The organism is Rhodopseudomonas boonkerdii (assembly GCF_021184025.1).
GTDB lineage: Bacteria > Pseudomonadota > Alphaproteobacteria > Rhizobiales > Xanthobacteraceae > Tardiphaga > Tardiphaga boonkerdii.
The window spans coordinates 5405157-5421066 of record NZ_CP036537.1 but is presented as its reverse complement, the minus strand read 5'-3'; the positions used below and the strand labels follow the sequence as shown (position 1 = coordinate 5421066).

14 protein-coding genes are annotated in these 15910 nt (G+C 62.6%); 4 read left to right on the top strand and 10 right to left on the bottom strand.

Going from position 1 to position 15910, the window contains the following annotated elements:
* The first annotated feature begins 124 nt into the window (after nucleotides 1-124).
* Nucleotides 125-1348, top strand: a complete 1224-nt coding sequence (locus E0H22_RS24905) for an MFS transporter (protein ID WP_233023598.1) — start codon at nucleotides 125-127, stop codon at nucleotides 1346-1348.
* Between the two features lie 289 nt (nucleotides 1349-1637).
* Here E0H22_RS24905 and E0H22_RS24900 read toward each other — a convergent pair whose 3' ends face one another.
* A complete protein-coding gene (locus E0H22_RS24900) occupies nucleotides 1638-2135 on the bottom strand; it encodes a VOC family protein (protein ID WP_233023597.1) in 498 nt (165 codons plus the stop codon).
* 203 nt (nucleotides 2136-2338) lie between these two features.
* Entirely contained in the window at nucleotides 2339-2884 is a 546-nt protein-coding gene (locus E0H22_RS24895) for a carboxymuconolactone decarboxylase family protein (protein WP_233023596.1), read from the bottom strand.
* A 176-nt stretch (nucleotides 2885-3060) separates the two neighbouring features.
* Here E0H22_RS24895 and E0H22_RS24890 point away from each other — a divergent pair, with 176 nt between their 5' ends.
* Complete coding sequence (locus E0H22_RS24890; RefSeq protein WP_233023595.1) at nucleotides 3061-4245, top strand: acyl-CoA dehydrogenase family protein; 1185 nt, start codon at nucleotides 3061-3063, stop codon at nucleotides 4243-4245.
* A 154-nt stretch (nucleotides 4246-4399) separates the two neighbouring features.
* Complete coding sequence (locus tag E0H22_RS24885; protein WP_233023594.1) at nucleotides 4400-5536, top strand: acyl-CoA dehydrogenase family protein; 1137 nt, start codon at nucleotides 4400-4402, stop codon at nucleotides 5534-5536.
* Between the two features lie 151 nt (nucleotides 5537-5687).
* Here the strand turns inward: E0H22_RS24885 and E0H22_RS24880 are convergent, their stop codons facing one another.
* From E0H22_RS24880 to E0H22_RS24855, 6 genes are all read right to left on the bottom strand, one after another.
* Nucleotides 5688-6728 (bottom strand): amino acid ABC transporter substrate-binding protein, encoded by a 1041-nt coding sequence (locus tag E0H22_RS24880; RefSeq protein ID WP_233026545.1) that lies wholly within the window; start codon nucleotides 6726-6728, stop codon nucleotides 5688-5690.
* A gap of 69 nt (nucleotides 6729-6797) precedes the next feature.
* Nucleotides 6798-7400: a L,D-transpeptidase gene (locus E0H22_RS24875; protein ID WP_233023593.1), complete on the bottom strand. Its 603-nt coding sequence runs from the start codon at nucleotides 7398-7400 to the stop codon at nucleotides 6798-6800.
* 195 nt (nucleotides 7401-7595) lie between these two features.
* Nucleotides 7596-8207 (bottom strand): sigma-70 family RNA polymerase sigma factor, encoded by a 612-nt coding sequence (locus tag E0H22_RS24870; protein WP_233023592.1) that lies wholly within the window; start codon nucleotides 8205-8207, stop codon nucleotides 7596-7598.
* Between the two features lie 236 nt (nucleotides 8208-8443).
* A complete protein-coding gene (locus E0H22_RS24865) occupies nucleotides 8444-9178 on the bottom strand; it encodes a response regulator (RefSeq protein ID WP_233023591.1) in 735 nt (244 codons plus the stop codon).
* Nucleotides 9175-10929 carry an ATP-binding response regulator gene (locus tag E0H22_RS24860; protein ID WP_233023590.1) on the bottom strand — a complete coding sequence of 585 codons (1755 nt, stop codon included), beginning with the start codon at nucleotides 10927-10929 and terminating at the stop codon, nucleotides 9175-9177. The genes E0H22_RS24865 and E0H22_RS24860 overlap by 4 nt, the downstream gene beginning before the upstream one ends.
* Nucleotides 10899-12926 carry a sensor histidine kinase gene (locus tag E0H22_RS24855; RefSeq protein ID WP_233026544.1) on the bottom strand — a complete coding sequence of 676 codons (2028 nt, stop codon included), beginning with the start codon at nucleotides 12924-12926 and terminating at the stop codon, nucleotides 10899-10901. The genes E0H22_RS24860 and E0H22_RS24855 overlap by 31 nt, the downstream gene beginning before the upstream one ends.
* 372 nt (nucleotides 12927-13298) lie before the next feature.
* On the opposite strand from E0H22_RS24855, the gene ugpB reads away from it, so the two are divergent.
* Complete coding sequence (ugpB, locus tag E0H22_RS24850; protein WP_233026543.1) at nucleotides 13299-14621, top strand: sn-glycerol-3-phosphate ABC transporter substrate-binding protein UgpB; 1323 nt, start codon at nucleotides 13299-13301, stop codon at nucleotides 14619-14621.
* A gap of 13 nt (nucleotides 14622-14634) precedes the next feature.
* Here the strand turns inward: ugpB and E0H22_RS24845 are convergent, their stop codons facing one another.
* On the bottom strand, nucleotides 14635-15471 hold the full coding sequence (locus E0H22_RS24845) for an energy transducer TonB family protein (RefSeq protein ID WP_233023589.1): 837 nt from the start codon (nucleotides 15469-15471) through the stop codon (nucleotides 14635-14637).
* Nucleotides 15468-15905, bottom strand: a complete 438-nt coding sequence (gene exbD / locus E0H22_RS24840) for a TonB system transport protein ExbD (RefSeq protein WP_233023588.1) — start codon at nucleotides 15903-15905, stop codon at nucleotides 15468-15470. Before exbD ends, E0H22_RS24845 begins: the two co-directional genes overlap by 4 nt.
* Between the last annotated feature and the right edge of the window lie 5 nt (nucleotides 15906-15910).

Sequence of the window (15910 nt, the reverse complement as noted above, 5' to 3'; positions counted from 1 at the left end):
GCTAAGGAATGCAGGATTTTCCCGGTAAAACGGGTGGTTAATGCGTGGAACGGTGCTACATCTCACGCGGCGTGTTGTCGCAGAGCAGCATGTGCTGAGGAAACGTAACGAAAGCAGATCCGGAATGGACGCAACTTCACACGGGACAGACGGCGAAACTTCGATTCGTTATGAGGGCTGGCGGATCGTAGGTGTTTGCTTCGTGCTTGCCACTTTCGGATGGGCGCTCGGCTTCTATGGACAAAGCGTCTATCTCGCGGAACTTCAGCGCGTACACGGTTGGCCAGCCTCGATCATCGCGACGGCGACGACCTTCTTCTATCTCGTCGGCGCCCTGATGGTTGCCTTTGTCAGCGAGGCGATGCGGATGCTCGGGCCGCGCAACACGCTGCTTGCCGGCGTCGGCATGCTCAGCGTTGCCACGATCCTGCTCGGCCAGATCACGGCGCCCTGGCAGCTCTATGCAGTGAACGTTCTGCTCGCCTTCGGCTGGGCCGGCACCAGCCTCGGTGCCATCACCAACACGCTTGGCCTGTGGTTCGACAAGAAGCGCGGCATGGCGATCAGCCTCGCGCTCAACGGCGCGAGTTTTGGTGGCATCGTCGGCGTGCCATTGATGGTGGCGGCGAGCAATGCGTTCGGCTTCGCCGGCGCCACGGTGGCGGCCGTCGCGGCGATGTTGCTGCTGCTGGTGCCGGTGATCCTGCTGTTTGTCGGCCATCCGCCGCATCGCGCCGGCGTTGGCCATGTGGCGGCGGCCAACACGCCGTCATCGACGCGTTTTCGTGCCGAGGCGATGCGTAATGTGGCGTTCCTCACGGTGACCATCGCTTTCGCGTTGGGACTGTTTGCGCAGGTCGGATTCATCGTGCACCTGATCTCGTTTCTGGATCCGGTGATCGGCCGCGAGCGCGCGGCCGCGGCAGTCTCGTTAATGACCATCATGGCCGTCGTCGGCCGCGTGCTGTTCTCGACGGTGATCGATCGGCTCAATCAGCGGCTGGCGTCGGCCTTGTCCTTTCTCAGCCAGGCGGTGGCGCTGGCCATCGTCGTCAATACGCAGAGCGCGCCGCTGGTGTTTGTCGCCTGCGCCTTGTTTGGATTCTCGGTGGGGAATCTGATCACACTGCCGGCGTTGATCGTGCAGCGCGAATTCGATCCACGCGCTTTCGGCGTGCTGGTGAGCCTGATCACTTCGGTGACGCAGGTCACCTACGCATTCGGGCCGGGCATTGTCGGCTGGCTGAGGGATATTTCGGGCAGCTACAGTGTGCCGTTCTATAGCTGCATGGCACTGCAGGTGATTGCAGCTATGATGATCATGATTCGCGGCCGTAGAGCGGATTAATGAAGCTTAATCCGCCGGCCAACTTCGCGGTGGAGACTCTCAGGATCTCGATTCTCCGTCCCTCATCCTGAGGAGCCGCGCAGCGGCGTCTCGAAGGATGGCCGAAAAGGCTTCGAGCCAAGCCATCTCATGGTTCGAGACGGCGCTACGCGCCTCCTCACCTCAGCCTGAACGCAACTGCGTTCAGGCGGGAGGGACAGAGTGTGTTGCGTCCCGCCTAGGCAACCAGCAGCGCCAAACTACGGACCGCGTTTCCAGTCAGACACTCAGGATGAGGGCGGAGTGGAGGTCAGACTTCTCTCGCCTTCAACAAGTCTTCCACATCCAATCGCTTCGTGAACATCGCAATCTCGCCATTCGCGTCGCGCGGCCACTCGCTTTCCGGACGGTCCCAGTAGAGCTCCACGCCGTTCTGGTCGGGGTCGCGCAGATACAGCGCCTCGCTGACACCGTGATCGCTGGCGCCGTCCAGCGGGATGCCGGCGGCGCGCACCCGATGCAAGGCATCGGCGAGGGCGGCCCGGGTCGGATAGAGGATAGCGGTGTGGAAGAGGCCGGTGGTGCCGGGCGCAGGCGGATGGCCGCCTTTGCTCTCCCAGGTGTTGAGTCCGATATGATGGTGATAGTCGCCGGCAGCAATGAACACCGCCTGGTCGCCATAGCGTTGCTTGACCTGGAAGCCGAGTACATCCCGATAGAAGCCGAGTGCCCGATCGAGATCGGCGACCTTGAGATGGACATGCCCGATCCGCGTACCAGCGGGAATCGGCGGGTTGGCGGTGGGCATGACGAGGCTCCTGATGTGATGATGCGATCAGGAGGATTTAGGCACGGTGCTGTAGGATGGGTAGAGCGTCTTCGCGAAACCCATCGTTTCTAAAAAGCTCACTGCCGTAGGGCGGATGAGCCGAAGGCGTAATCCGCCGCGGAGTTTCCACCATGAACTCGGCCGGCGGATTACGCTTCGCTCATCCGCCCTACGGTCGAGCGTTACAAGAGCTCCGACACCTGCCCGTCCGGCAGGCCGAACTGATAGGTGTTCAGCGTCATCGAGACCATCGTGTAGTAACCGCACAGGCCGATGATCTCGACAAGTGCCTTGGCGCCGAGCACGTCGACAGCCTCGTCATACAGCGGCTGCGATAGTCCCTGCGCTTCATGCAGCGATTTGGCTACATCATAGATCACGCGCTCCTTCGTTTCGGTGAAAGTTGGCGTACGGCGATTCTTGATGTCCTCGATGATGGCCGGGTCGAGGCCGCCGGCGAGCGCGAACTTTTTGTGCGCGTACCATTCGAAATGCGCCGTCCAATGCCGGGCTGTGACGAGAATCGCCAACTCCGCATGCGCCGCAGAGAGCGATGTGTCGTAGCGCAGGAAAGCGCCGAGCCGCGTGGCGTGACGCGCCATCTCGGGGCTGGCAAGCCAGGCCATCATCGGCTCCGGCGGCTTGCCGCGTTTGCTGGCAATGGACTCGTCATAAATCGCCTTCTGATCGACGCTCATTTCGCCAGGCGAAAGAAGTTTCAGGCGCATGGGATTTCCTCGTGTGTTCTTGTTCGTTTGTCGTCCGGCGAAACGCTGGAATGCCAAGGCTAGCGCGTCTTCGTGCGGCGCGACAGGGCATTGAATTCCACGATCCGCCGGGTAAGCTTCGCGCGACAACAATGGCGGATGCGGTGCGTCTGCCCACAAACAACAGGAAACACCCGATGTCGGATCTCGATCAATTCCGCAGCGACACCCGCGCCTGGCTGGAGGCCAACTGCCCGCCGGAAATGCGCAAACCGGTGACGGCTGACGAGGATGTGTTCTGGGGCGGACGTAATACGAAATTCGCATCGGAGCCGCAGCGCCTCTGGTTCGAACGTATGCGCGACAAGGGCTGGACCGTGCCGGACTGGCCGAAACAATATGGCGGCGGCGGTCTCGATGGCGCCGAGGCGAAAATCCTGCGTGAAGAGATGGCGCGGATCGGCGCACGGCCACCGCTGTCGAGCTTCGGCATCTGGATGCTCGGGCCGGCGCTTTTGAAATATGGCAACGACGAGCAGAAGAAAGAGCATCTGCCCAAGATCGCGGCCGGTCTGATCCGCTGGTGCCAGGGCTATTCCGAGCCCAATGCCGGCTCCGATCTCGCCTCGCTGCAGACCCGCGCGGAGAGCGACGGCGATCACTACGTCATCAACGGCCAGAAGATCTGGACGTCCTACGCCAATTATGCCGACTGGATCTTCTGCCTCGTGCGCACCGATCCCGCGGCGAAGAAACATGACGGCATCAGCTTCATTCTGTTCGACATGACCTCGCCGGGCGTCTCCACCAAGCCGATCCTGTTGATCTCCGGCAAATCACCGTTCTGCGAGACATTCTTCGACAATGTCCGGGTGCCGAAATCCCATGTGGTCGGCACCGTCAATCGCGGCTGGGATGTCGCCAAGTATCTGCTGCAGCATGAGCGCGCGATGATTTCCGGGATGGGCGAGCGCGGCGTCGGCCGTCCGCTCGGCCAGATCGCGGCAGATTCGGTCGGTGTGGATGCGCAAGGACGGCTCGACGATGCGATGCTGCGCGGGCAGATCGCGAGTTTCGAGGTGGACGAGGCGGCTCTCGCCTGCGCAGCCGAGCGCGCGGTCGATCTCGCCAAGGCCGGGCAGGGGCATCCGGCGTTTTCATCGGCGATGAAATATTATGGCACCGAACTCAACAAACGTCGCTATGAAATTCTGATGTCGGCCGGCGGCATCGGCGCGCTGGAGTGGGAGAGCCCGCGGTCGCATGAAGGCGCCAGACCACGTGCGTGGCTGCGCACCAAAGCGAATTCCATCGAAGGCGGCACCAGCGAAGTGATGCTGGGGATCGTCGCCAAGCGCATCCTGGATTTGCCGGGGGCGTAGCTTGGCCTCCACTCCGCCCTCATCCTGAGGAGTCGCGCAGCGGCGTCTCGAAGGATGGCGATGGAACTCCACATCTCATGGTTCGAGACGCGCGCAAGTGGCGCGCTCCTCACCATGAGGGACTGAATGAGAACAACCGAAATCGGATCATCCCATGCCTCTCCTCCTCAACGAAGAACAGACCATGCTCCGCGACTCCGCGCGCGGCTTCATCGGCGACAAGGCGCCGATCGCCCATTTCCGGCAGCTGCGCGACAGCAAGGACGCGACCGGCTTCTCACGCGATCATTGGAAGACCTTTGCCGAAATGGGCTTTGCCGGTCTCCTGGTGCCGGAAGCCCATGGCGGCAGCGGGCTTGGAGCCGTCGAGGCCGGTGTCATCATGGAGGAGATCGGGCGCACGCTGATGCCGTCGCCGTTCTTTGCCACCTCGGTGCTATCGGTTACTGCGCTGCGCGGCGGCAGCGAGGCACAACAGGCGGCCTGGCTGCCGAAGATCGTCGACGGTTCGCTGCTCGCCGCGCTGGCCGTGGATGAAGGCAACAAGCATCGTCCGCACCACATCGCGATGAAGGCGGAGCGCGCCGGCAACGGTTTCAAACTCAGCGGCGACAAGGCTTTCGTGGTCGACGGTCATGTGGCCGATCTCCTGATTGTCGCCGCGCGCAGCGGCGGTACGCCGGGCGAGCGCGAAGGGCTGACATTGTTCGCCGTCGATCCCAAGGCGACAGGTATCACCATCGAGCGCACAGTCATGGTCGATGCGCATAACGCGGCGCGAGTCGCATTCGACAATGTCGCTGTCGATGCCGACAGCGTGCTCGGCGAAGTCGACCAGGGCGGTGCGCTGCTCGACCGCGTGCTGAATATCGGCCGGGCTGCTGCTGCGGCGGAGATGGTGGGGCTGTCGGACGAGGTATTCGGCCGTACGGTGACCTATCTGAAAGAACGCAAGCAGTTCGGTAAGCTGATCGGTGAGTTCCAGGCGCTGCAACACCGCGCCGCGCATCTCTATACGGAGATCGAAGTGACGCGCGCCGCCGCGATGAAGGCGTTGCAGTTGCTCGACGCTGAGGCCCCGAACGCAGCGGCTGCGGTGGCCGTCGCCAAGGCGAAGGCCGGCACCACGGCGACGCTGGCGGTGCAGGAGGGCGTGCAGATGCACGGCGGCATGGGCATGACCGACCAGTTCGACATCGGCCTGTTCATGAAGCGCGCACGGGTGTGCCAGGAGCTGCTGGGCGACAGCAACTATCACGCGGATCAGTTAGCGAAGCTGAAGAAGTATTGAGGGGAATGTAGGTCGTTCCGCCTCCGCCTGTCATCACCCGCGAAAGCGGGTGATCCAGTAAACACAGGCGCAGTATTCTATTTCAAAAGTCAGTGTCTACTGGATCGCCCGGTCAAGCCGGGCGATGACAGTGGACAGTGAGGAGTGTTGGTTAGCGAATCGGCGGCGCGTATTGAATGCCGCCGGCGCTCCAGATCTGGTTCAGGCCGCGCGGGATCTTCAGCTTCGAACCGTCGCCGACATTGCGCTCATAGACTTCGCCGTAATTGCCGACATGGCGGATGATGCGCGCGGCCCAGTCCTTTGACAGGCCGAGATCCTCGCCATAGGCACCCTCGGTGCCGACCAGCCGCATCACGTCGGGCTTCTTCGATTTCAGCGCCTCGTCGATATTCTTGGAGGTGATGCCGAGTTCCTCGGCATTGATCATCGCATAGAGCGTCCATTTCACGATCATCATCCAGTCATCGTCGCGCTGGCGGACGACCGGTGCCAGCGGTTCTTTCGAGATGACATCGGGCAGTATGACGTGATCGTCCGGCTTCGCCAGCGTCAGGCGCAACGCGTAGAGCTGCGAGGCGTCCGCAGTAAAGGTATCGCACTGGCCGGAGTTGTAGGCCTTCAGCACGTCATCGAGCTTCGGGAGCTTCACTTCCGTATATTTCATGTTGTTGGCGCGGAAATAGTCCGCTGCATTCAGCACGGTTGTGGTGCCGTCCTGAACACAGACCTTGCTGCCGTCGAGCTCGAGCGCGGAGTCGATGTTGCGCGTTTTGGGCACCATGAAGCTCTGGCCGTCATAATAGGAGACAGCGGGGAAATAGAGCGCCAGATTGCTTTCGCGCGACATGCTCCAGGTGGTGTTGCGGGCGAGGATGTCGATCTTGCGGCTTTGTAATTCCTTGAAACGCTCACTGGCATCGAGGCCGACGAACTTCACCTTCTTCGGATCGTCGAAGATGGCGGCGGCGACGGCGCGGCAGAAATCGACGTCGAACCCGCTCCAGTTGCCCTGCGCATCCGGCGCCGAGAAGCCCGGCAGACCCTGATTGACGCCGCACAGCACGGCGTCGCGCTTGATGGTGCGCTTCAGCGTCTTGGTGTCGTAGCGTTCATAGGTGATGGCGGCGGCGGCCACGGCGGTGGCGACCGCGAGGCCGATGGCAAGGCCGGTCACGAAAGTGCGCTTCATCGCCATGAGAATTCAGCCCCCGATTGATGGCGTTATGTGATGCAGAGAGTCGTCGTGGCGAACGCCACCTCAGATTTCGGGCTTCTGCCGGATCACGACCTTGGTGCCGACGGGCACGCGCTCATAGAGATCGCTGACATCGGCATTGACGAGACGGAAGCAGCCGGACGAAACGGCGGTGCCGATGGTGTCGGGCCGGTTGGTGCCGTGGATGCGATAGACAGTGGCGCCGAGATAGAGCGCGCGGGCGCCCATGGGATTGCCGGGGCCGCCGGCCATGAAACGCGGCAGATAAGGCTGGCGCTGGATCATTTCCGCGGGCGGCGTCCAGTCCGGCCATTCGGCCTTGCGCGAGATCTTCACGAGGCCCTGCCACTGGAAACCGTCGCGGCCGACGCCGATGCCGTAGCGCAGCGCGCGGCCATTGCCCTGCACCAGATAGAGATAGCGCTCGGCGGTGGAGATGATGATGGTGCCCGGCGGTTCGGTGGTGCGGTAGAGCACCATCTGCTTCTGATACTCGGGCGGCAGTTCGATGGAATCGTCGGCGATCAGGCCGGGCTCGTCGCCGACATCGGGACGCTGCATCTGCGCGCGACCTTGCGTGATCGACAATGCTAGTCCGGCTGCAGCGATGAGAGTGAGCCCGAGCAGGCGGCGAAGATCGATCATTTCGGCATCTCCCGATTTGACGGTTGATCTGTGCATAGCATCGCGGCGCATGCGCGTGAACCATGAATTCACGCGATGGCGCCGGTGCATGTTTATGGGGTGAGACGGTCCGATGGAGGCGCGGCAAAGGAAAACCCGGATCAGGATGGCATCCTGTCCGGGTGTGAAAGTTTGTCGGTCGGGAGTAGAAACAGATTAGGCAGCAAGGCTGTCGATCCCGGCATTCTTCAAGAGGTCGGCGAGCTGCTTGCGGGCGTAGAACATGCGCGTCTTCACGGTGGAGGCAGGAATGCCGACGATCCCGGCGACTTCATCCACCGACTTCTCATGATAGTAGACGAGGTTGACGATCTCGCGGTGCGCCGGCGAAAGTTTGGCCACGCAGGCCCGCAGGATCTCGTTGGTGCGGCTGCGATCCAGTGAAGCTTCCGGCGTGTCGGCGCTGTCGGCAACACCCATCACCTCGTCCTGATCGATGTCTTCGTATTTGCGCTGCCGCAGTGCGGTGAGCGCCTTGAAGCGCGCGATCGACAACAGCCAGGTGGAGACCTGGGAACGGCCTTCGAACTGGCTGGCGGTGCGCCACACATCGAGGAACACCTGGCTGACCAGATCTTCCGTCGCGGCGACATCGCGCAGCATGCGCAGCACGAAGCGGTAGACCCGCACATTATGCCGGGCATAGAGTGTATGCATCGCGCTGCGGTCGCCTTCGACAATCCGTTCCAGCAGCATCTCGTCCGTGGTGGTGCGGGCGGTGATGATTCCCTGGCGGCCGGCGGGGTTGATGGCGATGACGTTCGACATGGCTGGCTCCCAATGAAACGTCGGTGACGGGCGTTTCGTTAAGGCCAGTTGTTAAGGATCGCCGGTTTCAGAATGGCGGCTTGAAAAGCGGAAAATGGTTTCGTGACAGGGGAGTTTTGTTTCGTCGCGGCTCGGGCGACGAAACATTCGGGGACAAAAATTCAATGATTTCAGATGGATGCGGTGATCGCGGCGTTGTCCCCTCCCTCTGCAAGCGGGAGGGTCGGGGAGAAATGTCAGGCCTTTTCGCCGGCGGGTGAGAACAGGTAGCCACCGCCGCGGATGGTGCGGATCACGGCTGGTTTCGCCGGATCGGGCTCGATCTTGCGACGGATGCGCATGATGCGGAGGTCCACGGCGCGGTCGAAGGCTTCAGCATCCCTCGCATTGGCGAGTTCGAGCAGCCGCTCGCGCGACAGCACACGCTTCGGATTGGCCGCGAACACTTTCAGCAGGCCGAATTCGGAGGCGGTGAGTGGATGTTCGTTACCCTCCTCGTCGCGCAGTGCCTGGGCTTCGAGATCGAGCCATTTGGTTCCGAAGCGGACGAGATGATCCCTCGACTTCGCGGCCGGCGCAGCCTCCGCTGCCTTCTGTGAGGCCACGCTTCGGCGCAGCACCGAGCGAATGCGTGCCATCAACTCGCGCAGTTCACAGGGCTTTGCAATGTAGTCGTCGGCGCCGAGTTCGAGGCCGACGACCCGATCGATGGGGCTTGCGGTCGCCGTGAGCATGATCACCGGCACGTTGGTGCGGCTCTTGAGATCGCGGATGATCGAGAGTCCGTCTTCTTCGGGCATGTTGAGGTCGAGCACCACGAGATCCGGCAACCGGGTTTCGATCTCGCCGCGCAGGCTCTTGCCGCCGTCGCATAGCGTGACAGTGAAGCCGTGCATCTTCAGATAATCGCCGACCATCTCGCGGGCAGGCGCTTCGTCGTCTACGACGACGATATGCGGGCTCGTGCTCATGGCCGGGCCTCGATCGCCGCCGGCAGCGTGATAGTGAAGGTGGCGCCTTGCCCGGGTCCGGCACTGTCGGCAGTCACTTCGCCGCCATGCATGTCCACGATGCGTTTGACGATGGAGAGGCCAAGACCGGTCGAGCTTTCACCGCCGGTCGGCTTGGCGGAGAGCCGCTGGAAGCGGCCGAACAGGCGGTCGAGATCTTCCGGCGAAAGACCGGCGCCTTGATCGCTGACGCTGATGCGGACACGATCGGCATCGCCATTGACGACAATATCGATCTTGCCGCCAATCGGCGAATATTTGATGGCGTTGCTGACGAGATTGTCGATCGCCTCGCGCATGCGGTCTGCATCGCACATGGTGAGATCGGAATGGCCGGGCGATGACACCGCGATTTGCTGCTGCTTGTTGACCGCGGACGGACGATTGGCCTCCGCGACGTCGCTGACCAGTGCCGACAGATCGACCGGCTCGCGGCGGATGGTAATGTCGAAGGCATCGGCGATCGCATCGGAGATCAGGTGATCTACCATGGCGGTGAGGCGCTTGGTGGCGTCGCGGATATGGTCGATCTGCGTGGCGACGTTTTCCTTGGCCGAGCCGGCGGCGATCAGTTCGGTCAACATCTCGGTGCGGCCGAGAATGACGCCGAGTGGATTCTTCAGGTCGTGGGCGACAGTGCCGAGAATCTCGTTCTTGAAGCCGTTGGCGCGCTGCAGCCGCAGCCATTGGGTCGAGAGGCGGCGATTGGCCTGCATCAGCGCGCGGGTACGCTGGGTGACGCGATCTTCCAGCTGGGTATTGGCGGCCTGAAGCTGCTGATAGAGGATCACGTTGTCGAAAGCGATCGAAAGCCGGCTGCCGAAAATCTCGACCAGCGAGCGGTCGGTCTCGGACAGCTCACGCTCGGCCTGCAGCAGCACGACGACCTCGCGGCCCGAGCCTGTGCGCACATAGAGCACCGTGCGGTGATCGTTGAAGTCGTGCTTGCGGCGACGGAAGGCATCTTCCACCATCTGACGCAGATCGGAATCCAGCGAGTCCGGCGTCGGACAGCCGATGAAGCGGCTGTAGCAGCCGGAGCCCGCCAGCACGGCAAAATCTTGCTGAACTCCGCCGCCGTCGCGCAGGACGAGAATTCCTGCGCAATCCACATTGAGCAGCGAGGCGATCTGGGTCAGTACGCCTTCGGCAAGCCGCTGCATGGAGCGGAAGTCGTACAGCGTGGAGGCGGCATCGAGAATGATTTCGAGTCCGCGCCGCGTCTGGACCATGCGTTCGAGCTGCTGATAGCTGCGCAGCGCTGCGGTCAGCGAAGTGAACAGCTTGTCGGCGGTGAGTTCGGTCTTCGCCTTGTAGTCGTTGATGTCGTAGTCGACGATGACGCGGCGTTCCGGCGCCTGGCCGGGCTGGCCCGTGCGCAGGATGATGCGGACGGTCTCGTTGCGCAGCTCGTTGCGGATATATTCGACGAGGGCGAGGCCGGCATCGTCGGTCTCCATAATGACGTCGAGCAGCACGGCGGCGACATCGGGATGCTGGCGCATCAGCTCGCGGCCTTCGGCGGCTGAATAGGCGGAGAGGATCTCCAATGTCTGCCCGTTCAGCGTATAGTCGCTGAGCGCAAAGCGCGTGCCCTCATGCACCGCCTGATCGTCGTCGATGACGGCGATCTTCCATCTGCGGGCATGAGGCTCGCTCGGAGCCTCGCCGTCGTCTTCGATCAGGTAGAGGACATCGTCCTGGTCGGCCATTGCATCGTTCCGTCGAATGAGCCAGCGACGCCGGTGGCAGTCCGCGGCATGATAATGCGAAATGTCGTGCCTTGTCCCGGGCGGGACTCCAGCATCATGCGGCCGCCCAGCTGCTGGGTGACCAGGTTATAGACAATATGCAGTCCGAGGCCGGTGCCCCCGTCATTGCGGCGCGTGGTAAAGAACGGATCGAACGCCTGCCGTTGTACTTCAGGGCTCATACCGACACCATTGTCCGTAAAACTGATCTCTATGTCGTCGGCGCCGCGCGGCTTGGCCGTGATCGAAATCGCTCCCGGCTGCCCGCCTGGGAACGCATGGTTGGCGGCGTTCAGGAACAGGTTGGTCAGGATCTGGCCGTAGGAGCCGGGATAGCCGTCGACCAGGAGACCATCGGGCACGTCCACGGAAATTGTGATCGGCGCCTTCTTCAGCACCGGCCGCAGGCTGGCGATGATCTGGTCGGTGGCCTCGCCGAGGTTGAACTGGCGGCGTTCGGCATGGGAACGGTCGACCGCCACCTGCTTGAAGGACTGAATGAGGTCGCCGGCGCGATGCAGATTGGCGACCAGTTGCTGCGCGGCGTCTTGCGACGTCCTGACGAAATCTTCGAGCTGCGAGCGTTTCAGCGGTGATTTCGAGCGGAGTTCCGCGTCGAACATCTCGGCGCGACGTGCGAAGCTCGATGCCACCGTCAGGCTGATGCCGATCGGGTTGTTGACCTCATGGGCCACGCCAGCGACGAGGCCGCCGAGCGCGGCGAGCCGTTCCGCGTCGATCAGGTTCTGCTGGGCCGTATTGAGTTCGAGCAATGCGCTCTCGGCCTTTTCCTTGGCCGCACGCAGCTCGTTTTCGGCGTCGCGCTTGGCAATGGCGTTCTGGCGAAAGACTTCGACCGCCCGCGCCATGGCGGCGATCTCGTCGGTGGCCGTGGTGCCCTGCACCTTGCGATCGAGGTCGCCCGAGGTAATCGCCCGCATCGAGGTCATGATCTGCCGCAGCGGCATGCGGATGCTGAGCGTGATGATGATGCCTGCGGTGAGAATGATACCGAGAAAGGCGCCGGCAATCACCATCACGTTGCGCGAGATGGCCGCCAGCGTACGGGCGAAGGTGGTCTGCGCGCTTTGTTCGCGCTGGCGCATCTTCACCGACAACCCGTCGATGGCGGCGATGGTTTCAGCTTGGCTGGCATCGATGGAATTGCGGAGCAGATCGGTGCGGCTGGACAGTTGTTCCGACAGTTTCGTGAGACCGTCGCGCAACGCGCTGGCGCTCCCTTTCAGGCGCTGCAACGCGATACGCTGCAGGTCGTTGTCGGCGAGGTCGGTCATGACCGGAATGGTGCGTTCGATCATCTCGGTGTTGCGGCGGGCTTCCTCCGCCGAGGCCGAGGCAAGCGAGAGATAATAGGAATTCGCTGCCACCAGCATCGCCGTGAAGGCTTCGCGGGATTTGCCGAGTGCCGGCCAGATCAGGGCATCGCGCTGGCCGGTGGCGCCTTCTATGATGGAATAGAGCCCTGCCATGTCCTTGGCGGGCCCGAGCACCTGGTCTTCGTAAGTCTTGGCGATGGTGCTTTGCAACGTCCGGAGCTCACCGAAGCCGCTGAGGAAGCGCTCCGTCACGCGCTCCAGTTCCGCCACTGACCCCGAAATCATCGGATCCGTGGACGCGCGGGTGTTCAGCGTGCCAAGCACCGCTTCGCGCAGCAGCAGAATCTCGGCAAAGAGTTCCGGGCTCGGCTGGTTGATGTAACGATGGATCAGGTTCTGCAGCCGGCCGGTCTCGCTTTCCAGCAGCGCAAGCACCTGATCGGATTGTCGCACCTGCCGGACATCCTCCCAGGCCGAGGAGAGCACGCGCGAGCCGCTCCAGATCAGGCCGGCGAGGACGAGGACCACAGCGGAATTCAGCGCCGCGATAGAGAGAATGCGCCAGCGGATCGGAATCGCGCGCACAAGTCCCACAATGCCGGTTCGGCCTTGTGCCGCCAGCCCTTCCTGACCCTCGGATACTTCACGATGCGGGCTTGTCACCACGAGTGTGTCATCTGGCTTTGGGAAAGGTTCAACTGGCGAACAAGGTCTATCCAAGCCCTGCAGCTATACTGGCGATTGAACCGAAAGGCATCGGAATTCAACACAGTCCTGCGGCGTCATGATGAATCTGCTTGCAGCCGGCCGGTTCCGGGGCTTTCTTCACGGAAGCATGATCTTGTCCGGAAACCGATATCCACTTATCGGGATCGTGCTCTAGAATCTTATCGAAAACGTCATTTTCGTGTGTCGCTGAAGGGCGAGGCCTTCCGGCGACGGACTGATGACACGCCGGTCCCGATCGGCACTGCAAGAGGGCAGGCTTGGATGATGCGGAAACTGGCGCCCGGATGTTGTGCGCTCGTCACGGCGCTCCTGCTGGCGACGGCTCCGGCGCGGGCGGTCGTCGAAGTGCAATGGTGGCATGCCATGTCCGGGCAACTGGGACGGCAGGTCGAGAAACTGGCGGCCGATTTCAATGCCACCCAGAGCGGTTTCCGTATCGTCCCGATTTATAAGGGAAATTATACGGAAACGGTGACAGCGGCGATCTTCGCCTTCCGCTCCCGCAGCCAGCCGGCCATCGTGCAGGTGAACGAGATCGCCACCGCGACCATGACGGCCGCCAAGGGCGCGACCTATCCGGTCTATGAGCTGATGCGCGACCAGGCCGAGACATTTACCCCTTCGGCCTACCTGCCGGCGATCACCGGCTATTACACCGATACGGCCGGCAACATGCTGTCGTTCCCGTTCAATGCCTCGACGCCGATTCTGTACTACAACAAGGATCTGTTTCGTGCCGCCGGCCTCAATCCCGATGAACCGCCGAAGACCTGGCCCGAGCTTGGCGCGATGGCGCAGCGGCTGCGCGCCGCCGGAACGCCATGCGGCTTCACCACGGCATGGCCATCGTGGATCAATGTGGAGAATTTTTCGGCCTTTCATAACATTCCGCTGGCGACCCGATCGAACGGCCTCGGCGGCCTTGATGCCGAGCTGACCTTCAACAATCCGATCATGATACGTCATATCGCGCAGCTCGCCGAATGGCAGAAGACCAAGGTGTTCGACTATAGCGGTCGGGCGACTGCGGCGGAGCCGCGCTTCCAGAAGAGCGAGTGCGGGATTTTTCTGGGCTCTTCCGGCACACGCGCCGATATTCTTGCCAATGCGAAATTCGATGTCGGTTATGGCATGTTGCCATACTGGCCGGACGTCGCCGGTGCGCCGCAGAACTCGATGATCGGCGGCGCCACGCTGTGGGTGTTGCGCGATCGTCCGCGCGACGAATACAAGGGCGTCGCGCGGTTCTTCGCGTTCCTGTCGCAGCCGGACATTCAGGCGGCGTGGCATCAGAACACGGGTTATCTTCCAAGCACACGCGCGGCTTACGAGTTGACGAAGGCGCAAGGTTTCTATCTGCGCAATCCCGGCACCGAGAAATCGATCGAGCAGATCACGCTGAAACCGCCGACGGAGAATTCGACCGGATTGCGGCTCGGTTCCTTCACCTTGATCCGCGATGCCATCGAGGATGAGCTCGAAGCCGCCTTTGCCGGAAAGAAGTCGGCGCAGCAGGCACTCGATACGGCGGTGGAGCGCGGCAACAGGTTGCTGCGGCAATTCGAGCGGGCGAATCCGGCGCAATGACAGCGAAGAGGCTTCACCGCAAATCGTAGGACAGCGGTAGCGTGAAGGACTGGCTCGACAGCGCCATCTCGGCCGGGAACGGTGGGAAGGGCTGCGCGCGGCGCACCGTCGCTACGGTTTCCGCATCGAACGCGGGATTACCCGACGAGCCGATCGACCGCACGGACAGCACGTTGCCGGATCGGCTCAGGGTAAACGCCACCACGGTGCGGACCTTGCCGGCCTGCCCGCTGCGCGCGCCGGACGGATATTGTTTGAAACGCTGCACATGCGCCTGAACGAGCTGGTTGTAGCTCGCGATCGCGGCGCGCGAGGCACCGGCCATGGCGGCCGACGTCGTCGGCGCGACGTGCTCGGCGCGTTGCGGCGCAGTGGTGCGCGGCGCGGCCTTGGTGTCGTTCGGCTTCTTCTTCACTTCGGCCCGAACGGACTTGGGCTTCACCGGCGTCGGTTTTGGTGGCTCCGGCGCCACCTCGGGTTCAGGTGGCGGCGGTTCGACCTTCTGTTCGTGCGGCGCAGCGACCTCCGCTTTTTCCATCGGCGGAGACGGCGGGATCTGTTCTTCCACCTGCTGCCGGGTCTGCGGCTCGGGCGGCGGTGCCGAAGGCTCATCGGCCTGCTGCATTTCCGGTCCCGGCGCAACGTCCTGCGGCGGCGTTTCCGGTGCCGCCGAGACCGGCGACATGTCGATCATGATCGTCGTTTCGGCGGCGCCTGGCGGCGCGTGGTTCTGATACAGCGCGACGCCGGCCGCGATCAGGCCGGCATGCACGGCGACGATCGCCAGTGCCGAGCCTGCCCAGCGCAAGGCGGCGCGGTCGCCGGGTTGGTGCAGTGCGAAAGCGTTCATTGCGGGGTGGCGCGTCCGTCGAGGCCGACCAGCGCGACCTTCAGATAGCCGGCATCGCGCAGCATGTTCATCACCGCCATGAGCTCGCCATAGCTGACGGCCTTGTCGGCGCGCACGAAGATGCGTTCCTCCCTGTTGTTCTTCGTCGCGGCACCGAGCGCGTCGCCGAACCCGTCGCGCGGCACTACGTCCTCACCGATACCGAGTGTCATGTCCGGCTTGACGGTGACGAAGACAGGCTTGTCCGGCCGCGGCTGCGGTTCGGAAGTGGAGGCCGGCAGATCGACGCCCATGTCCACAGTCGCGAGCGGCGCTGCCACCATGAAGATGATCAGCAACACCAGCATCACATCGATGAAGGGCGTGACATTGATCTCGTGATTGACTTCGAGATCGTCTGCCGCGCCGCTACGTCCGCCCAATCGTGAGCCCATCGGTT